The following is a 13,494-nucleotide window of genomic DNA, read 5'->3' as shown; positions in this document are numbered from 1 at the left end:
ATAGATTATTGGTGGTATAATACAACGGAATTGGAAAGCTTGCCCAGACCTGTTACTTCCAGCTCGATCTGGTCGCCTACCTGCAACCATTGATCCTGATGAGCAGGATTCTCCATGCGTCCAGTGCCGTTGAGTTCTAAAAAACATCCTGTTCCAACTGTTCCGGAACCGATCACATCTCCCGGAAAGAGACGCACACCATAGGAGACGCGTTCGATAATTTCGGCAAATGTCCAGTGCATCGTAGCAAAATTACCGGAAGAAACCTGTTGACCATTCACGCGGCATGACATGTCGAGATTGTATCTGTCACCGATATGATCTCCTGAAGAATTAATTTTATAAGGTTCCAATTCGTCCTTGGTGACTAGCCATGGACCAATTGCCGTAGCAAAATCCTTTCCTTTGGCAGGCCCAAGACTTAATTTCATCTCGTCCATCTGGAGTTTTCGCGCGCTAAAATCATTCATGATCATGTATCCGGCAATATATTTATCAGCCTCTGAGGCAGGGATATTTATACCTGTTTTATTGATTACGATGGCCACTTCAAGTTCAAAATCCAGTTGCTCAAGATGGAGTGGCATACATTGTACCGGGCCAGGGCCTTGTATGGCCTGATGATTGGAAAAGTAAAAAACAGGAAATTCATCGAATTCCGGAATCATATCCAGTCCGCGGTTTCTTCTTGAGGTCGCTACGTGCTGCCGAAAAGCATAGGCATCACGCACTGATGTCGGGTGCGGTATCGGTGCAACAAGCTGACTATCTTGTAATAACTGGTAAGGTCTCGATATCCGACCTTCCGTCAACGCAATATGATAATACTCTAAATCATTTATGGCTTCATCTCCACGGATCAAAAAATCAGCCATATCGGTCGGAAGGGAAGGGGCTATCTCCGAGCAGGTGTATACCCGGTCATTGATTATAATACCTAATTCATGTTGGCCATTTTTCGTGCACGTAACAATTCTCATATCGGAATATTCTATTGGTTATTCAATCTTTGAATGCGACACAAATATATCGTATAAGTTTTGAAAAAAATATTTCTTCACTTGAAAACAGAAAAATATTCTTACCTTTATTATAACATTATAAACTAGTAAAAATGATCAATCGTGGAATACATCGCTTTGCGTCATCCATGCCCTATATTGCTTTTAATAGAGCAATTATAGCTGATATCGTTTTTGCCCAATACTAATCCCCTCGAATTTTTTGCCAATCGATGCTATTGGCAACGTTGATATTCATTTATTTTTTATAACCGTTTTAAATCGTAGAATTATGCCATTTTATGTTAAACAAGGGCAAATTCCAGCACAGCGACATACTGTTTTTAGAAAGCCCGATCATACGCTCTATGCTGAAGAATTGGTTTCTACTCATGGCTTTTCCAGTCTTTATTCGCTCGTGTATCATTGCCACCCGCCTACGTTGGTCAAACAGATCCGTGAACCCTATGATGTCACTCCAAAGATTGCCCGTGAAAAACATCTTAAACATACCAGTTTAAAAGGATTTCAGGTTCAGGCCAAAGATGATTACCTAGAAAGCCGTACACCTGTTCTGGTCAACCAGGACCTACACATTTCACTGGCCGCTCCTCGTCAGTCCATGACGGATTATTTTTATAAAAATAGCCAGGCCGATGAAATTATTTTCGTGCACCAGGGAACAGGGAAACTCAAGACGGGCTACGGAAGTATTCCTTTTCAGTATGGAGATTATCTGGTCGTCCCTAGGGGTACAATTTACCAGATGGAATTTGATCAGACAGGCAACCGATTATTTATTGTTGAATCGTTTTCGCCAGTACGTACGCCAAAGCGGTATCGCAATGAATTTGGCCAGCTGATGGAGCATGCTCCCTTTTTTGAGCGGGATATCCGTGTACCACAGGATCTGGAAACTTTTGACCAGCTTGGTGATTTTGAGGTGAGAATCAAGAAACAGGGATTGATTTATCCTTACATATATGGAAGTCACCCTTTTGATTTTATTGGTTGGGATGGCTATCATTTCCCTTGGGCATTTTCCATTCATGATTTTATGCCAATTACCGGAAAATTGCATCAGCCACCACCTGTTCATCAGACTTTTGAAACTGATACCTTTGTGTTGTGTAGTTTTTGTCCACGTCTGTATGACTATCATCCGCAATCTGTACCCGCACCTTATAACCACAGCAATGTAGACTCGGATGAAGTGCTATATTATGTGGATGGTGATTTTATGAGCCGGAAATCGGTTGAAAAAGGACAGATTACATTACACCCGGGCGGTATTCCGCATGGACCACATCCCGGTACGGTCGAAAAAAGTATTGGACAAGTTAAAACCGAGGAACTAGCGGTCATGATCGACCCTTTCCGTCCCCTGATGTTGACCGAAGAGGCGTTAAAAATTGAAGATCCCGATTACTTTAAATCCTGGATGAGTTAAGTTAAATACGAATAACCTTTATATAAATTATGGCAAATACATTTGCAGAGAAGATTGCCCAAGCGCAAGATTTTCTACCTATTAATGGAACCGATTACATTGAATTTTATGTGGGGAATGCGAAGCAGGCCGCACATTATTACAAAACTGCCTTTGGTTTTCAGTCGGAGGCTTATGCAGGGCCAGAGACCGGTATTAGAGACCGCGCATCTTATGTCTTAAAGCAAGATAAAATACGGCTGGTGCTGACCACAGCCCTTAAATCAGACCACCCCATCGCTGAGCATGTCAAAAAGCATGGCGATGGCGTCAAAATATTGGCTTTATGGGTTGATGATGCCCGCAAGTCATTTGAGGAAACGACCAAAAGGGGAGCAAAAGTCTATCAGGAACCGCAATTGCTCAAAGATGAACAAGGGGAGGTCTGGACGGCAGGGATATACACTTATGGAGAAACGGTGCACCTTTTTGTGGAGCGAAAGAACTACAATGGTTTATTTATGCCCGGATATGAAAAATGGGAAAGCGACTATAACCCAGCAGAGACCGGTTTGCTCTATGTCGATCATTGCGTAGGTAATGTAGGCTGGAACAAAATGAATGAAACAGTTCAATGGTATCAGGATGTGATGGGTTTTGTCAACATTCTGTCCTTTGATGATAAGCAGATTAATACCGAATATTCGGCACTGATGAGTAAGGTGATGAGTAATGGCAATGGCTATGTAAAATTTCCGATTAATGAACCTGCCGAGGGAAAAAAGAAATCTCAAATTGAGGAATATCTTGAATTTTATGAGGGTGAAGGTGTGCAGCATGCGGCATTGGCAACGAAGGATATTGTACGTACGGTGCGGGAACTTAAATCCAGAGGGGTTGAATTTCTAGGAGCTCCTCCAGAAGCATATTATGACATGCTACCAGAAAGGGTTGGAGCAATAGATGAGGAAATCCGGATTATCCAAGAACTGGGTATTTTGGTGGATCGTGACGAAGAGGGGTATCTCCTTCAGATTTTTACCAAACCTGTAGAGGACAGGCCAACTTTATTCTATGAGATTATTCAGCGAAAAGGCGCACAGAGTTTTGGCGCCGGCAATTTTAAGGCACTTTTTGAAGCAATCGAACGTGAACAGGAACGCAGAGGTAATCTATAAGGATATGTTGGGTATGAAAGAATTATTGCGTGCATTTGAGCACCGGAGTCCGGAAATCGTATTTGAGTGGAAAGATAGTGAAACTGATGCCAAAGGATGGATTGTTATCAATTCGTTGCGGGGCGGTGCAGCGGGCGGAGGCACACGGATGCGTGCAGGCCTGGATCGGCATGAAGTGGAGTCCCTTGCCAAAACAATGGAAGTAAAGTTCACGGTTTCAGGCCCTGCTATCGGTGGTGCCAAATCCGGTATCGACTTTGACCCACATGATCCCCGCAAAAATGAGGTTTTAGACCGTTGGTTTAAAGTGGTGACGCCGTTATTAAAAAATTACTATGGTACAGGCGGGGATCTTAATATCGATGAAATCCATGATGTCATTCCATTGACTGAAGAATATGGCCTATGGCATCCGCAGGAAGGTATCTTGAATGGACATTTTAAGGTAAATGAGAGCAACCGTATCCACCAAATAGGACAGTTGCGCTATGGAGTGTCCAAAGTGTTGGAAGATAATACCTACAGTCCGGATTTAAAACGTAAATATAAGGTTGCAGACATGATAACAGGCTATGGAGTTTCTGAATCTATCCGCCATTATTATCAACTTTTTGGAAGTGACTGTATAGGAAAACGTGCAGTCATCCAAGGCTGGGGAAATGTTGCCGCTGCCGCAGCTTTCTACCTCGCTAAGCTAGGCGTGAAAATTGTCGGAATTATAGATCGGGCTGGTGGTTTAATCAATCGGGAAGGCTTCAGCGAAGCGGAGATTACGCAATTATTCCTGGATCGCAAGGGAAACGAGCTTAATTCACCGGATTTGATGTCATTTGAACAGATTCAGAAAGAAATATGGGGATTGAAGACCGATATCTTTGTTCCAGCAGCAGCATCACGTTTGGTTTCAAAAGATCAGATCCAGCAGCTCCTTGAAAATGGACTTGAAGTCATTGCTTCTGGCGCAAATGTCCCTTTTGCTGATCAGGAAATATTCTATGGTCCAGTGATGGAGTTTGCTGATCAGCATGTTGCGGTGATCCCTGATTTTATCGCTAATTGTGGTATGGCGAGGGTATTTGCTTATTTAATGCAGCGAAATATAGAAATGAGTGATGATGCGATCTTCTCTGACGTTTCAAAGGTGATTTTTGAAGCTTTGAAAAAAATAAGAGATTCTTCGGCAGACCGTACACAGATCTCTTCGAGAGCGTATGAAATCGCATTGAAACAATTGGTCTGATTCTTTTACAGGAGTCGTTAAACGAAAAACACTTGAAGCGGGGAACTTCAAGTGTTTTAACTAACCAATTATTAACCTAAATTTATGAATGCTTAAAACAGTGCAATACCTGTGCCAAAACTTATTTACCTAAGATGAATAAATTGTCATTTTTTTGTTAACTTATAATTTCGCTTCCATTTTGGATAAACACCCGAACCGTGGATTCTCTAAAAGTTAATTCTTGGTTGAATCGCGATCGGTTACACTGGATTAAGGTTTGTCGGGTTATTGAGAGTTATTACTGCTTTTTATTGTATAAGATCTTGATAAACAGAAACTCCTGAAGCGGGGAGCAACAGGAGTTTTCCTAACCAATTATTAACCTAAATTTATGAAAAGTACAGGTATAACGTGATCCGAACATAAAATGTTTCAACTATTTTTACTTTTTTACATTTTTTAACATTTTTTAGTATTTCTATATTGATTTTCGGTAAAATATTCTAGTATTTACATTCTTTTCGTATTAGAAAATAAAAAACCTGTTAGCGGGGACTAACAGGTTTTTTATAAACTAACTAATTATTAACCTAAATTTATGAAACTAGTAAACAACTTTCAATAAGAATGCCAGGGCATAAATTCCCCGGTCGGTTTAACGATTTTTAACGCTTTCTATGTCCAACAGGCCTGTGCCCCATTGTACCAAGGCTGTCGTATTTTATTTTTCAAACCTTTTATCGCTTGTAAATGTTTACTTAAGCAGAGTGAGCAAATAATCATTAAAACTGTTTAATATAAAGTACATGTCCTTATCCTATCTTTATCAATTCGAAAATTATAGAAGCCCTTTTTGGGCTTTTGCTATCCACGATGGTCATCATATCGATGCGGATTTAGAACCGTATTTGCATATTGCTCCCGAAGATCGTTTACGTGAGGAGGATCCGTATACAGCAATTTTGGCAGAATTGCCCTTTAACCGCCTGGTTTGTGGCACATCGAGGTTCCAACTGGATTTAAATCGGAGTAAGGATGGCGCGATTTATCTGACTCCCGAACAGTCCTGGGGAATTCAGGTCTGGCGGTCAGCGTTGCCGCAACAAATAAAAGATCAACTTTACATATCATATGACATGTTGTACCGGAAGATAACGCAGCAGATTCAAAAGACGATTGACCGCTATGGTTATTTTGTTGTTTATGATATTCATAGTTATAACGCGCTCCGGGATGGGCCGACGGCTATGATCGACAAAGTAAACAATCCACAGATTAATATTGGAACAGCAAACAATCACAGCAAATGGCAGGAATTGACCAGCGCATTGATGGATGTGCTTCGTACGGGTAAAGATGGGCAGGTCTACGACGTGCGTGAGAATGTTAAATTTAAGGGCGGCTTTTTGTCATCTTATTTAAATGAGCAATTTGGCGATAAGGGTTGTGTGTTTTCTATTGAGTTTCGCAAGGATTTTATGAATGAATGGACAGGAGAGGTTTACCCTCAAAAGTTACAGGAATATAAGCAACTTTTAATGCAAACCACTGACACCCTCGAATCCTATTTTGCCTATGAAAGATAATGCAAAACAGTTAGCGGGTATCCTAAAAAAAATCAAAAATAAGGAGGTTTTTCATACGCAGATACCACCAAAAAATAAAATGGTATTCAATCAGGTTGTGCCTTATTTATTTTTGTATCGACAGTTTTTTAGTCCGGATCCGATGCTGGCGGAACTGGTAAAATCCGAACCCGCGTATTTTAGAGTTAAGGATCCGGAAATGAATGTATCGGACTGGATCGCACCGATACTTAACCAGTTCGTCGAAGAATTTGGTGCATGTCTAATTATAGAAGCTTGGACCGCAAGCCCGGGGCAGGAAGAAGATATTCAGATCCATATTGCCCGGAAAAACGTACAATCCATTGCACAATATCTTGGAAAGCAATTGGAAACGGAGGAATCTATTGCAAAAGTCGAAATTGTGACCGACACGAAAACCAATGCGACACAGAGTCTCTCTCCGGCGAGTATACAATTGGATAAACTAAATAGTAATATCTTGTATATGGGATTAGAAATCAAACCGAAGTATCTGCTGGGGGCCAACCAACAGATACTTCCCATTGATCTTCGCCATTTTCGTGAGGCTATATCCCGAAGTTTATCCAAAACATTTTTTGAATTTATTCGCATACATACCCTGTCAAAACCAACATCATTTAAAATTAGTCATCCCAAAAAGATGCTTCCCTTGGCTTGGGAAATCGATCAAAAATTGGCCCGCGAAAGCCAGCGGTTTGATTTTCTATTGTTGGTGACGCCGACAAATTCCTATGACGCCTGGCTGCAGTTCAAAAATGGAAACTATCGTAGAGTCCCTGTTTTTCATTATAGACCCATGCCCATTGATCCCGATATTATTAAACGTAACCTCTATAATCTGCATATTGAAGATCTTTATGACCCTTCCATAGCTTACTTGTTTCGGGATAAGCGCAAAGAGCTCGATCAGATGATGAGCATGCTGAGCGAAAGGGGGAAAGAGGGCTTTTTACTGGGCAGCATGCAAGTGTTTGGTACCGTAAACGAAAAGCTGTTGGAGAAAGCGCAAGCCATATTAACAATTACAGCGACTGACAGGGAGCATCGGACAAAGGAAGAGGATATCGTCTATGCAGAAGAGTTTGCGAAACTAGCACAGGAAGAACTGGATTATTTAAAAAGCCAGGATCCTAATTTTGGTACGACTGTACGGCTTCGGGATGATATCTATGGGGTGATGGTGAATCAAGGGGTCTTAAATATCAGTAAACAATATAGTCTGCCCCGACATCGGGTACAGGCATTGATCCAACACGAAGTTGGGACTCATATCGTCACCTACTATAATGGTAAACAACAGCCCTTCAGTCTTTTTAGATTGGGAGTTCCGGGATATGAGAAGCTTCAGGAGGGATTGGCCGTACTCGCCGAATATTTGGTTGGCGGCTTGACGAATAATCGATTACGCATATTAGCCGGTAGGGTGGTAGCGGTATATCACATGCAGCAGGGAAACACTTTTTTAGATACATTCGCGCTGTTGGTGGATAAATATCAGTTTCTGCCAGAGACGGCTTTTCAGATGACCATGCGTGTTTTTAGAAGCGGAGGGCTCACAAAAGATGCGTTGTATCTCAGTGGTTTGATCGAATTGATAAATTATATAAAAAGCGGTCGGGATCTCACCTTGCTGACTATGGGCAAGATCAGGGAAGATTATATCCCGATAGTCGAAGAATTAATGCTTAAGGGGATTCTAAATGCTCCGGTTTTGACACCCAAATACTTGACATCACCCTATAAAGATGCATTAACCAATCTCAAGAAAAGTAAAGGAATATTTCAGATGATACAATAATCAGCGACAATATATGAAGATAGCATTTGTTATTAATCAGACCCATAAAGAAACCGAGCGTTTCACAACAACCCTGCTCGCATTGAAAGCACATCAGCTAGGGCATGCGATTTATTACATCGGACTGGCCGATTTTTATTATGAATCTGCCCTTATTGCCGCCCATGTACGGGAGGTGCTTCCTACACAGCAGATTAGCTCTGCAAAACAGTTGATGGAGGTGTTGAGAGCTACAGCAAAGACAAAAATGGAATTGGAGAAGATGGATGTGATCTGGCTTAGATTCGATCCTGTTTTGGATATGGTGAATCGACCCTGGGCAGCTTCATCTGCGCTGCAGTTCGCTTCCTTATTAAAAGAAAAAGGTGTACAGGTCATTAACGATCCCGATAGTTTGGGCCGGGCAAGTAACAAATTGTATCTCGAGGGTTTTGACGAGTCTATCCGACCCAAAACAATTGTAACCAGAAATTATGCTGATGTTGTCGAGTTTTTTGAGCAGCAAAATAAACTGATTATTTTAAAACCTTTAAAGGGGTCTGGTGGAAAAAATGTGTTTTTGATCAATAAAGATAATCAACAGAATCTAAAACAAACAGTAGAGGCTATTGCCAGGGATGGCTATGTGATTGGACAGGAGTATCTGCCCGAAGCAGCTGCCGGTGATATCCGTTTTTTTCTGTTGAACGGTGAACCCGTCTCTATCAATGGAAAATATGCTGCTGTTCATCGTGTGCAACAGGGGAATGAGATCCGGAGCAATGTGCACCAAGGGGCAAAAACCCAAGCCGCGATAATCTCGCCGGAGCTGCTACTTATGGTTGATAAAATCAAAGACAAATTGATACAGGATGGAATGTATTTTGTCGGTTTGGATATTGTGGGCGATCGTATTATGGAGATAAATGTTTTTAGTCCGGGAGCTTTATGCCAAACAGAAGAGATTGTAAAAGAAGATTTTTCCGCATTGATTATCAAAAATCTTGAAGAAAAAATAGGGTCTGCTAGAAGTTCATCGGGCGTTTAATAAGGCGATTATATGTAATTGGTTTTATAATAAGGGGGCAAAGATCAATAATTGACTGGGCTGTCTAAAAGCATACCTGATCTTGAGAAATAAGTTGTTTTTTGGCGTCATTTTAATTCTTTTAGCGGTAATTAGGATTGTTGTAGTGAGAAGCTGACAAAACGCGGGATTGATGGAAATTATGAGTTTGAGATGAATCAAGGCATTTAAATTCTTGTTAATTTTAAGAAAATATAAAAATACGATGTTTATTATTGATTCGCCTTCCCACGATGCTTATTTCAATATTGCTTCTGAGGAATACCTGCTCACGAAATATCCGAAAGAACCCATTTTCTTATTGTACATGAATGATCCGTCAATTATTATCGGTAAATTTCAGAATACTTTGGCGGAAATCAACCTTGATTATGTGAATGATCATAAGATTAAGGTCGTTAGGAGAATGTCTGGCGGTGGTGCCGTATATCATGATTTAGGAAATCTCAATTTTTCCTTTCACACCTTATTGGGAAATCTTGATTTTATGGATTTTTCGACTTTCACACAACCCATTGTTTCTGTTTTGAACAAATTGAATATTCCGGCAAAACTGGAAGGAAGGAATGACCTGCTGGTGGATGGAAAGAAGTTTAGTGGAAATGCTAAGCTCGCAAAAAATGGTAAAATGGTTCAGCATGGGACTATTTTAATTGATTCACAGATGCAGATATTGAGCGATGCATTGAAGGTAAACCCGCTTAAATTTGTCGATAAAGCTGTCAAGTCCAACCGTGCGAGGGTGACAAATCTGATCGGTTATTTACCTCAGGGTTTTACAACGGTAAAATTTAAGGAACTATTGATCGCAGAAATGCAACGTGAAAATCCTGATGCGGAGATCATTCATTTCTCTGCAACTGATATCCAGCATATCCAACATCTTGTGAAGGAAAAATATGAAACCTGGGACTGGAATTTCGGTTTCTCTCCGAATTATAATTTTAAAAAAGCAATCAAGATCCCCGCCGGTTTTATAGAAATACATTTAGATGTACATAAAGGTTCTATTGAGCATGCTAAGATTTTTGGGGATTTTTTTGCTTCTGAATCTATTCATGAACTGGAGCAGCTATTGATTGGAAAAAAACATCAATTGGAAGAAATCAGAGCGCTGTTGGAAGCCATAGATCTAACTTCGTATTTTGGAAAAGTTGATGTAGCTGAAATTTTGGAGCTATTTAAATAATAGCTATTGTATTATCCCATTGGGACTTAAATAAAAAATATTATGCCTTGGAATCCAGATATCTATAATAAGTTTAAAGACATCCGTTTCAAACCTTTTTTTGATCTATCCGAACTAATAGCTTCGGAAGCAACGATGAAAGCGGTGGATCTTGGATGTGGAACCGGAGAGCAAACAGCTATTTTAAGCGATAAATTTCCACAGGCTACATTCCTTGGGATAGATGCATCTCCAGAAATGTTATCGATGAGCCGTAAACTTGAACATGAACACCTAAAATTTGAAAATAGTAGTGTCGAAAAATTTCTGGAGACAACGGGTTCCTTGGATTTGATATTCAGTAATGCTGCATTGCAATGGCTGGATGGTCACCAACTGCTTTTTCCGCATCTCATTTCCAAATTGAGTAGCGGTGGGCAATTGGCCGTTCAGATGCCTTACCAGCCTGAAAATGTCTTAAATAAACTGCTATCTGAGCTAGCTGCTGAAGAACCTTACCGAAGCTATTTGGATGGTTGGAATAGGGCTTCATCGGTGCTAAGTATAGATGACTATGCGCAGATTTTGTTTCATTCGGGCTTGGAGGAATTGGACCTCTCACTTCGTATCTACCCAATTATTGCCGCCGAAGCGGAAGTACTTTATGACTTTATTTCCGGATCGGCATTGATCCCTTATATTGAGCGACTGGACGAAGATAAACGACCTGTTTTTATTGAGGCTTTTAAGACACGTATTAAACAGCATTTTTCCAGATTCCCTGCGATATATCCATTTAAACGTATTTTGTTGTATGGGCGAAAGAGCTGAAATCGGGCGAGGATGTTCGTGTTAAATGCTGATCAAATCGGACCAGATCGCTTTGGTCAGCGTAGCTAAATCGTTGGGATTTAATATCATTTGAAGGCCTCGTTTTCCTGCGCTCACAGAAATTTCTGTTTCCAATTGAGCTGCTTCCTCAATAAATGTTGGAAATAGTTTTTTCATGCCAATAGGTGAGCAGCCCCCACGGATATAGCCAGTTACAGCTAACAGATCCTTCATGGGGAGCATTTCACAATTTTTATTACCTGATGCTTTAGCGATCTTTTTTAAGTCAAGTTGCGCATTTCCGGGAATTACAGCAACAATGTAAGGATCTATATTTCCTTTCAATACTAAAGTTTTATAAAGTGTTTCAGGTAATAGACCCAAGGACAAGGCAACATGCTCCGCGCTGACGTCATGATCATCTACCTCATACTCTCTTAATTCATAGTTTACTTTTGCCGTATCCAACAAGCGGACTGCATTGGTTTTATGCGACATAATAAGCTTTTTTAAGATCTACGATTCGAAAAATAGTTTGTAATCTCTGTCAAGGAATATGTATTCAGACAATTTTTTGCTTCCAGACCACCTTTCTGTGCGACAAAAATACCATATTGCATGTCCAACAGCCCTTCCGTGCGATGCGCATCAGGGTTAATGGACAACAATACGCCCTTTTCCACAGCATAGCGATGCCATCTCCAATCTAAATCTAGCCTTAAAGGATTTGCATTAATTTCGATGACGACCTTATTCGCGGCGCAGGCATCAATTATTTTTTTAAAGTCGAGTGGATAGCCCGATCGACTTAATAAAAGGCGGCCTGTTGGATGCCCCAAAATTGTTGTATATGGGTTTTCAATTGCTTTAATCAATCTAGCAGTTGCTTTTTCCTCGTCCATCTTTAAGTTGGAGTGGACAGAGGCGACAACAAAGTCAAATTGTGCTAGTACCTCATCGGGGTAGTCCAGTGATCCGTCGCTTAGGATATCGGATTCTATTCCTTTAAAGATTTTAAAAGGGGCTAGTTTTTCATTTAAGCTGGCAATTTCTTTCCATTGATCTTCCAATCTTTCGATGGAAAGACCATTTGCATAAACTGCCGTTCTGGAGTGATCACATATTCCGAGATATGCGAGACCTAAAGCATCTTTACAATGAAGAGCCATTTGCTCCAAGGTATGAACGCCATCACTATAAGTTGAGTGGTTGTGCAGTGTCCCTTTGAGATCCTTAAATTGGATTAATTGAGGTAAAGTATGGTTCTGTGCGCGTTCAATTTCGTCGAGACCCTCGCGCAATTCAGGTTCAATATAATCAAGCCTTAAGTTACGATAGATAGCTTCTTCACTGGAAAGTGAAGGTAAGTCAGGAAGAATATTGAATAAAAGATCCAAATGTGCGGTCGATCCTGTACTGAGAATAAGGTCCCGATAAAAATCATTGATATTCGTACTGAAAACCTTGAAAGTAAAACCTAATTCATCGGTGATTTCCAGTGAATTCTCTGTTTTCTCCACCAATGTATAATCAGCGAGGAATTTCTCCACCGCTTCTATACTTTCGGAAATGAGTAGGTCCACTGTGCTTAACACCTCGCATTTTCTTCTAAAATCTCCGGTAAAGGATAGAAGAGATGCGGGGAAATGTGTTTTTAAAATAGCGTAAAATGTATCAGCTTGTGACAGTACTTTGGCGTATAGGAACCATCCCTGATTGGATATTGAGAATTCGATGGACTTCTTTATTTCTTCCTGCGTTTTTAAGCCAAATCCTTTGGCTTCAACCAGACGGTTTTCATTGCAGGCATACAGTAGTTCACCTACACTTTCAATCCCAAGGTCTTGCCAGATAATCTGAACCTTTTTTGGCCCCAGGCCCTTTATGGTTAACATTTCAACAACTCCTGATGGCGTATTCGCTAATAGGTCTTGGAGTTCCCTAAACGTTCCGGTTTGTGTGACCTCTTTCGCTTTTTCGGCGGTACTTTTTCCTATGCCCGGCTGTGCGCTCAATTCTTCAAGCGAGGCGTCATCAATGCGAAAGGGCAATTTATCCAATTTAAAAGATGCACTAGCCATAGCCTTTGTTCGGAATGGATTTTCGTTGTGAAGCTCCATTAATTGACTGCACAATTTAAAAATTTTAGAGATCGCTTTATTGTCCATCATCGTGGTGAGTTGTTAGGCTA

The 13,494-nt window shown here is 40.7% G+C and carries 11 protein-coding genes; 8 read left to right on the top strand and 3 right to left on the bottom strand.

From position 1 onward, the window contains the following. Nucleotides 1-5 precede the first annotated feature (5 nt). The gene (locus tag D7322_RS10445; protein WP_121123931.1) at nucleotides 6-980 is read right to left on the bottom strand and encodes a fumarylacetoacetate hydrolase family protein; all 975 of its coding nucleotides are present in this window, start codon (nucleotides 978-980) and stop codon (nucleotides 6-8) included. A gap of 313 nt (nucleotides 981-1,293) precedes the next feature. Between D7322_RS10445 and D7322_RS10440 the strand changes: the two genes are divergently transcribed. The 8 genes from D7322_RS10440 (at nucleotide 1,294) to D7322_RS10405 (ending at nucleotide 11,303) form a co-directional block, all read left to right on the top strand. Then, entirely contained in the window at nucleotides 1,294-2,451 is a 1,158-nt protein-coding gene (locus D7322_RS10440; protein ID WP_121123929.1) for a homogentisate 1,2-dioxygenase, read from the top strand. Between the two features lie 29 nt (nucleotides 2,452-2,480). Continuing rightward, a complete protein-coding gene (gene hppD / locus D7322_RS10435) occupies nucleotides 2,481-3,608 on the top strand; it encodes a 4-hydroxyphenylpyruvate dioxygenase (protein WP_120260669.1) in 1,128 nt (375 codons plus the stop codon). Further along, a complete protein-coding gene (locus tag D7322_RS10430; protein ID WP_245971312.1) occupies nucleotides 3,580-4,848 on the top strand; it encodes a Glu/Leu/Phe/Val dehydrogenase dimerization domain-containing protein in 1,269 nt (422 codons plus the stop codon). Before hppD ends, D7322_RS10430 begins: the two co-directional genes overlap by 29 nt. A gap of 788 nt (nucleotides 4,849-5,636) precedes the next feature. Next, nucleotides 5,637-6,416, top strand: a complete 780-nt coding sequence (locus tag D7322_RS10425) for an N-formylglutamate amidohydrolase (protein WP_121123927.1) — start codon at nucleotides 5,637-5,639, stop codon at nucleotides 6,414-6,416. Next, nucleotides 6,406-8,238 carry a flavohemoglobin expression-modulating QEGLA motif protein gene (locus D7322_RS10420; protein WP_121123925.1) on the top strand — a complete coding sequence of 611 codons (1,833 nt, stop codon included), beginning with the start codon at nucleotides 6,406-6,408 and terminating at the stop codon, nucleotides 8,236-8,238. The genes D7322_RS10425 and D7322_RS10420 overlap by 11 nt, the downstream gene beginning before the upstream one ends. Before the next feature lie 13 nt (nucleotides 8,239-8,251). Then, the gene (locus D7322_RS10415) at nucleotides 8,252-9,265 is read left to right on the top strand and encodes an ATP-grasp domain-containing protein (RefSeq protein ID WP_121123923.1); all 1,014 of its coding nucleotides are present in this window, start codon (nucleotides 8,252-8,254) and stop codon (nucleotides 9,263-9,265) included. Nucleotides 9,266-9,509: 244 nt separating this feature from the next. Continuing rightward, entirely contained in the window at nucleotides 9,510-10,493 is a 984-nt protein-coding gene (locus D7322_RS10410; RefSeq protein WP_121123921.1) for a lipoate--protein ligase, read from the top strand. A gap of 42 nt (nucleotides 10,494-10,535) precedes the next feature. Beyond that, nucleotides 10,536-11,303: a methyltransferase domain-containing protein gene (locus D7322_RS10405; RefSeq protein WP_121123919.1), complete on the top strand. Its 768-nt coding sequence runs from the start codon at nucleotides 10,536-10,538 to the stop codon at nucleotides 11,301-11,303. A gap of 21 nt (nucleotides 11,304-11,324) precedes the next feature. Here D7322_RS10405 and ybaK read toward each other — a convergent pair whose 3' ends face one another. Both ybaK and D7322_RS10395 read right to left on the bottom strand, forming a co-directional pair. Further along, nucleotides 11,325-11,801, bottom strand: coding sequence for a Cys-tRNA(Pro) deacylase (ybaK, locus tag D7322_RS10400; protein ID WP_121123917.1), 477 nt, complete (start codon nucleotides 11,799-11,801; stop codon nucleotides 11,325-11,327). 11 nt (nucleotides 11,802-11,812) lie between these two features. Next, the gene (locus D7322_RS10395; RefSeq protein ID WP_121124116.1) at nucleotides 11,813-13,471 is read right to left on the bottom strand and encodes a DNA polymerase/3'-5' exonuclease PolX; all 1,659 of its coding nucleotides are present in this window, start codon (nucleotides 13,469-13,471) and stop codon (nucleotides 11,813-11,815) included. Nucleotides 13,472-13,494 lie beyond the last annotated feature (23 nt).

The organism is Sphingobacterium puteale (assembly GCF_003627955.1).
GTDB classification, from domain to species: domain Bacteria; phylum Bacteroidota; class Bacteroidia; order Sphingobacteriales; family Sphingobacteriaceae; genus Sphingobacterium; species Sphingobacterium puteale.
The sequence above is the reverse complement of the archived record's forward strand: the minus strand, read 5'-3'. Positions and strand labels throughout refer to the sequence as shown.

What these genes read in the sequence shown, in the direction of transcription:
- D7322_RS10425 (WP_121123927.1), top strand. Translation starts at nt 5,637, where the DNA reads ATGTCCTTATCCTATCTTTATCAATTCGAAAATTATAGAAGCCCTTTT.
- D7322_RS10415 (WP_121123923.1), top strand. Translation starts at nt 8,252, where the DNA reads ATGAAGATAGCATTTGTTATTAATCAGACCCATAAAGAAACCGAGCGT.
- ybaK (WP_121123917.1), bottom strand. Translation starts at nt 11,801, where the DNA reads ATGTCGCATAAAACCAATGCAGTCCGCTTGTTGGATACGGCAAAAGTA.
- D7322_RS10410 (WP_121123921.1), top strand. Translation starts at nt 9,510, where the DNA reads ATGTTTATTATTGATTCGCCTTCCCACGATGCTTATTTCAATATTGCT.
- D7322_RS10445 (WP_121123931.1), bottom strand. Translation starts at nt 980, where the DNA reads ATGAGAATTGTTACGTGCACGAAAAATGGCCAACATGAATTAGGTATT.
- D7322_RS10420 (WP_121123925.1), top strand. Translation starts at nt 6,406, where the DNA reads ATGAAAGATAATGCAAAACAGTTAGCGGGTATCCTAAAAAAAATCAAA.
- D7322_RS10395 (WP_121124116.1), bottom strand. Translation starts at nt 13,471, where the DNA reads ATGGACAATAAAGCGATCTCTAAAATTTTTAAATTGTGCAGTCAATTA.
- hppD (WP_120260669.1), top strand. Translation starts at nt 2,481, where the DNA reads ATGGCAAATACATTTGCAGAGAAGATTGCCCAAGCGCAAGATTTTCTA.
- D7322_RS10440 (WP_121123929.1), top strand. Translation starts at nt 1,294, where the DNA reads ATGCCATTTTATGTTAAACAAGGGCAAATTCCAGCACAGCGACATACT.
- D7322_RS10405 (WP_121123919.1), top strand. Translation starts at nt 10,536, where the DNA reads ATGCCTTGGAATCCAGATATCTATAATAAGTTTAAAGACATCCGTTTC.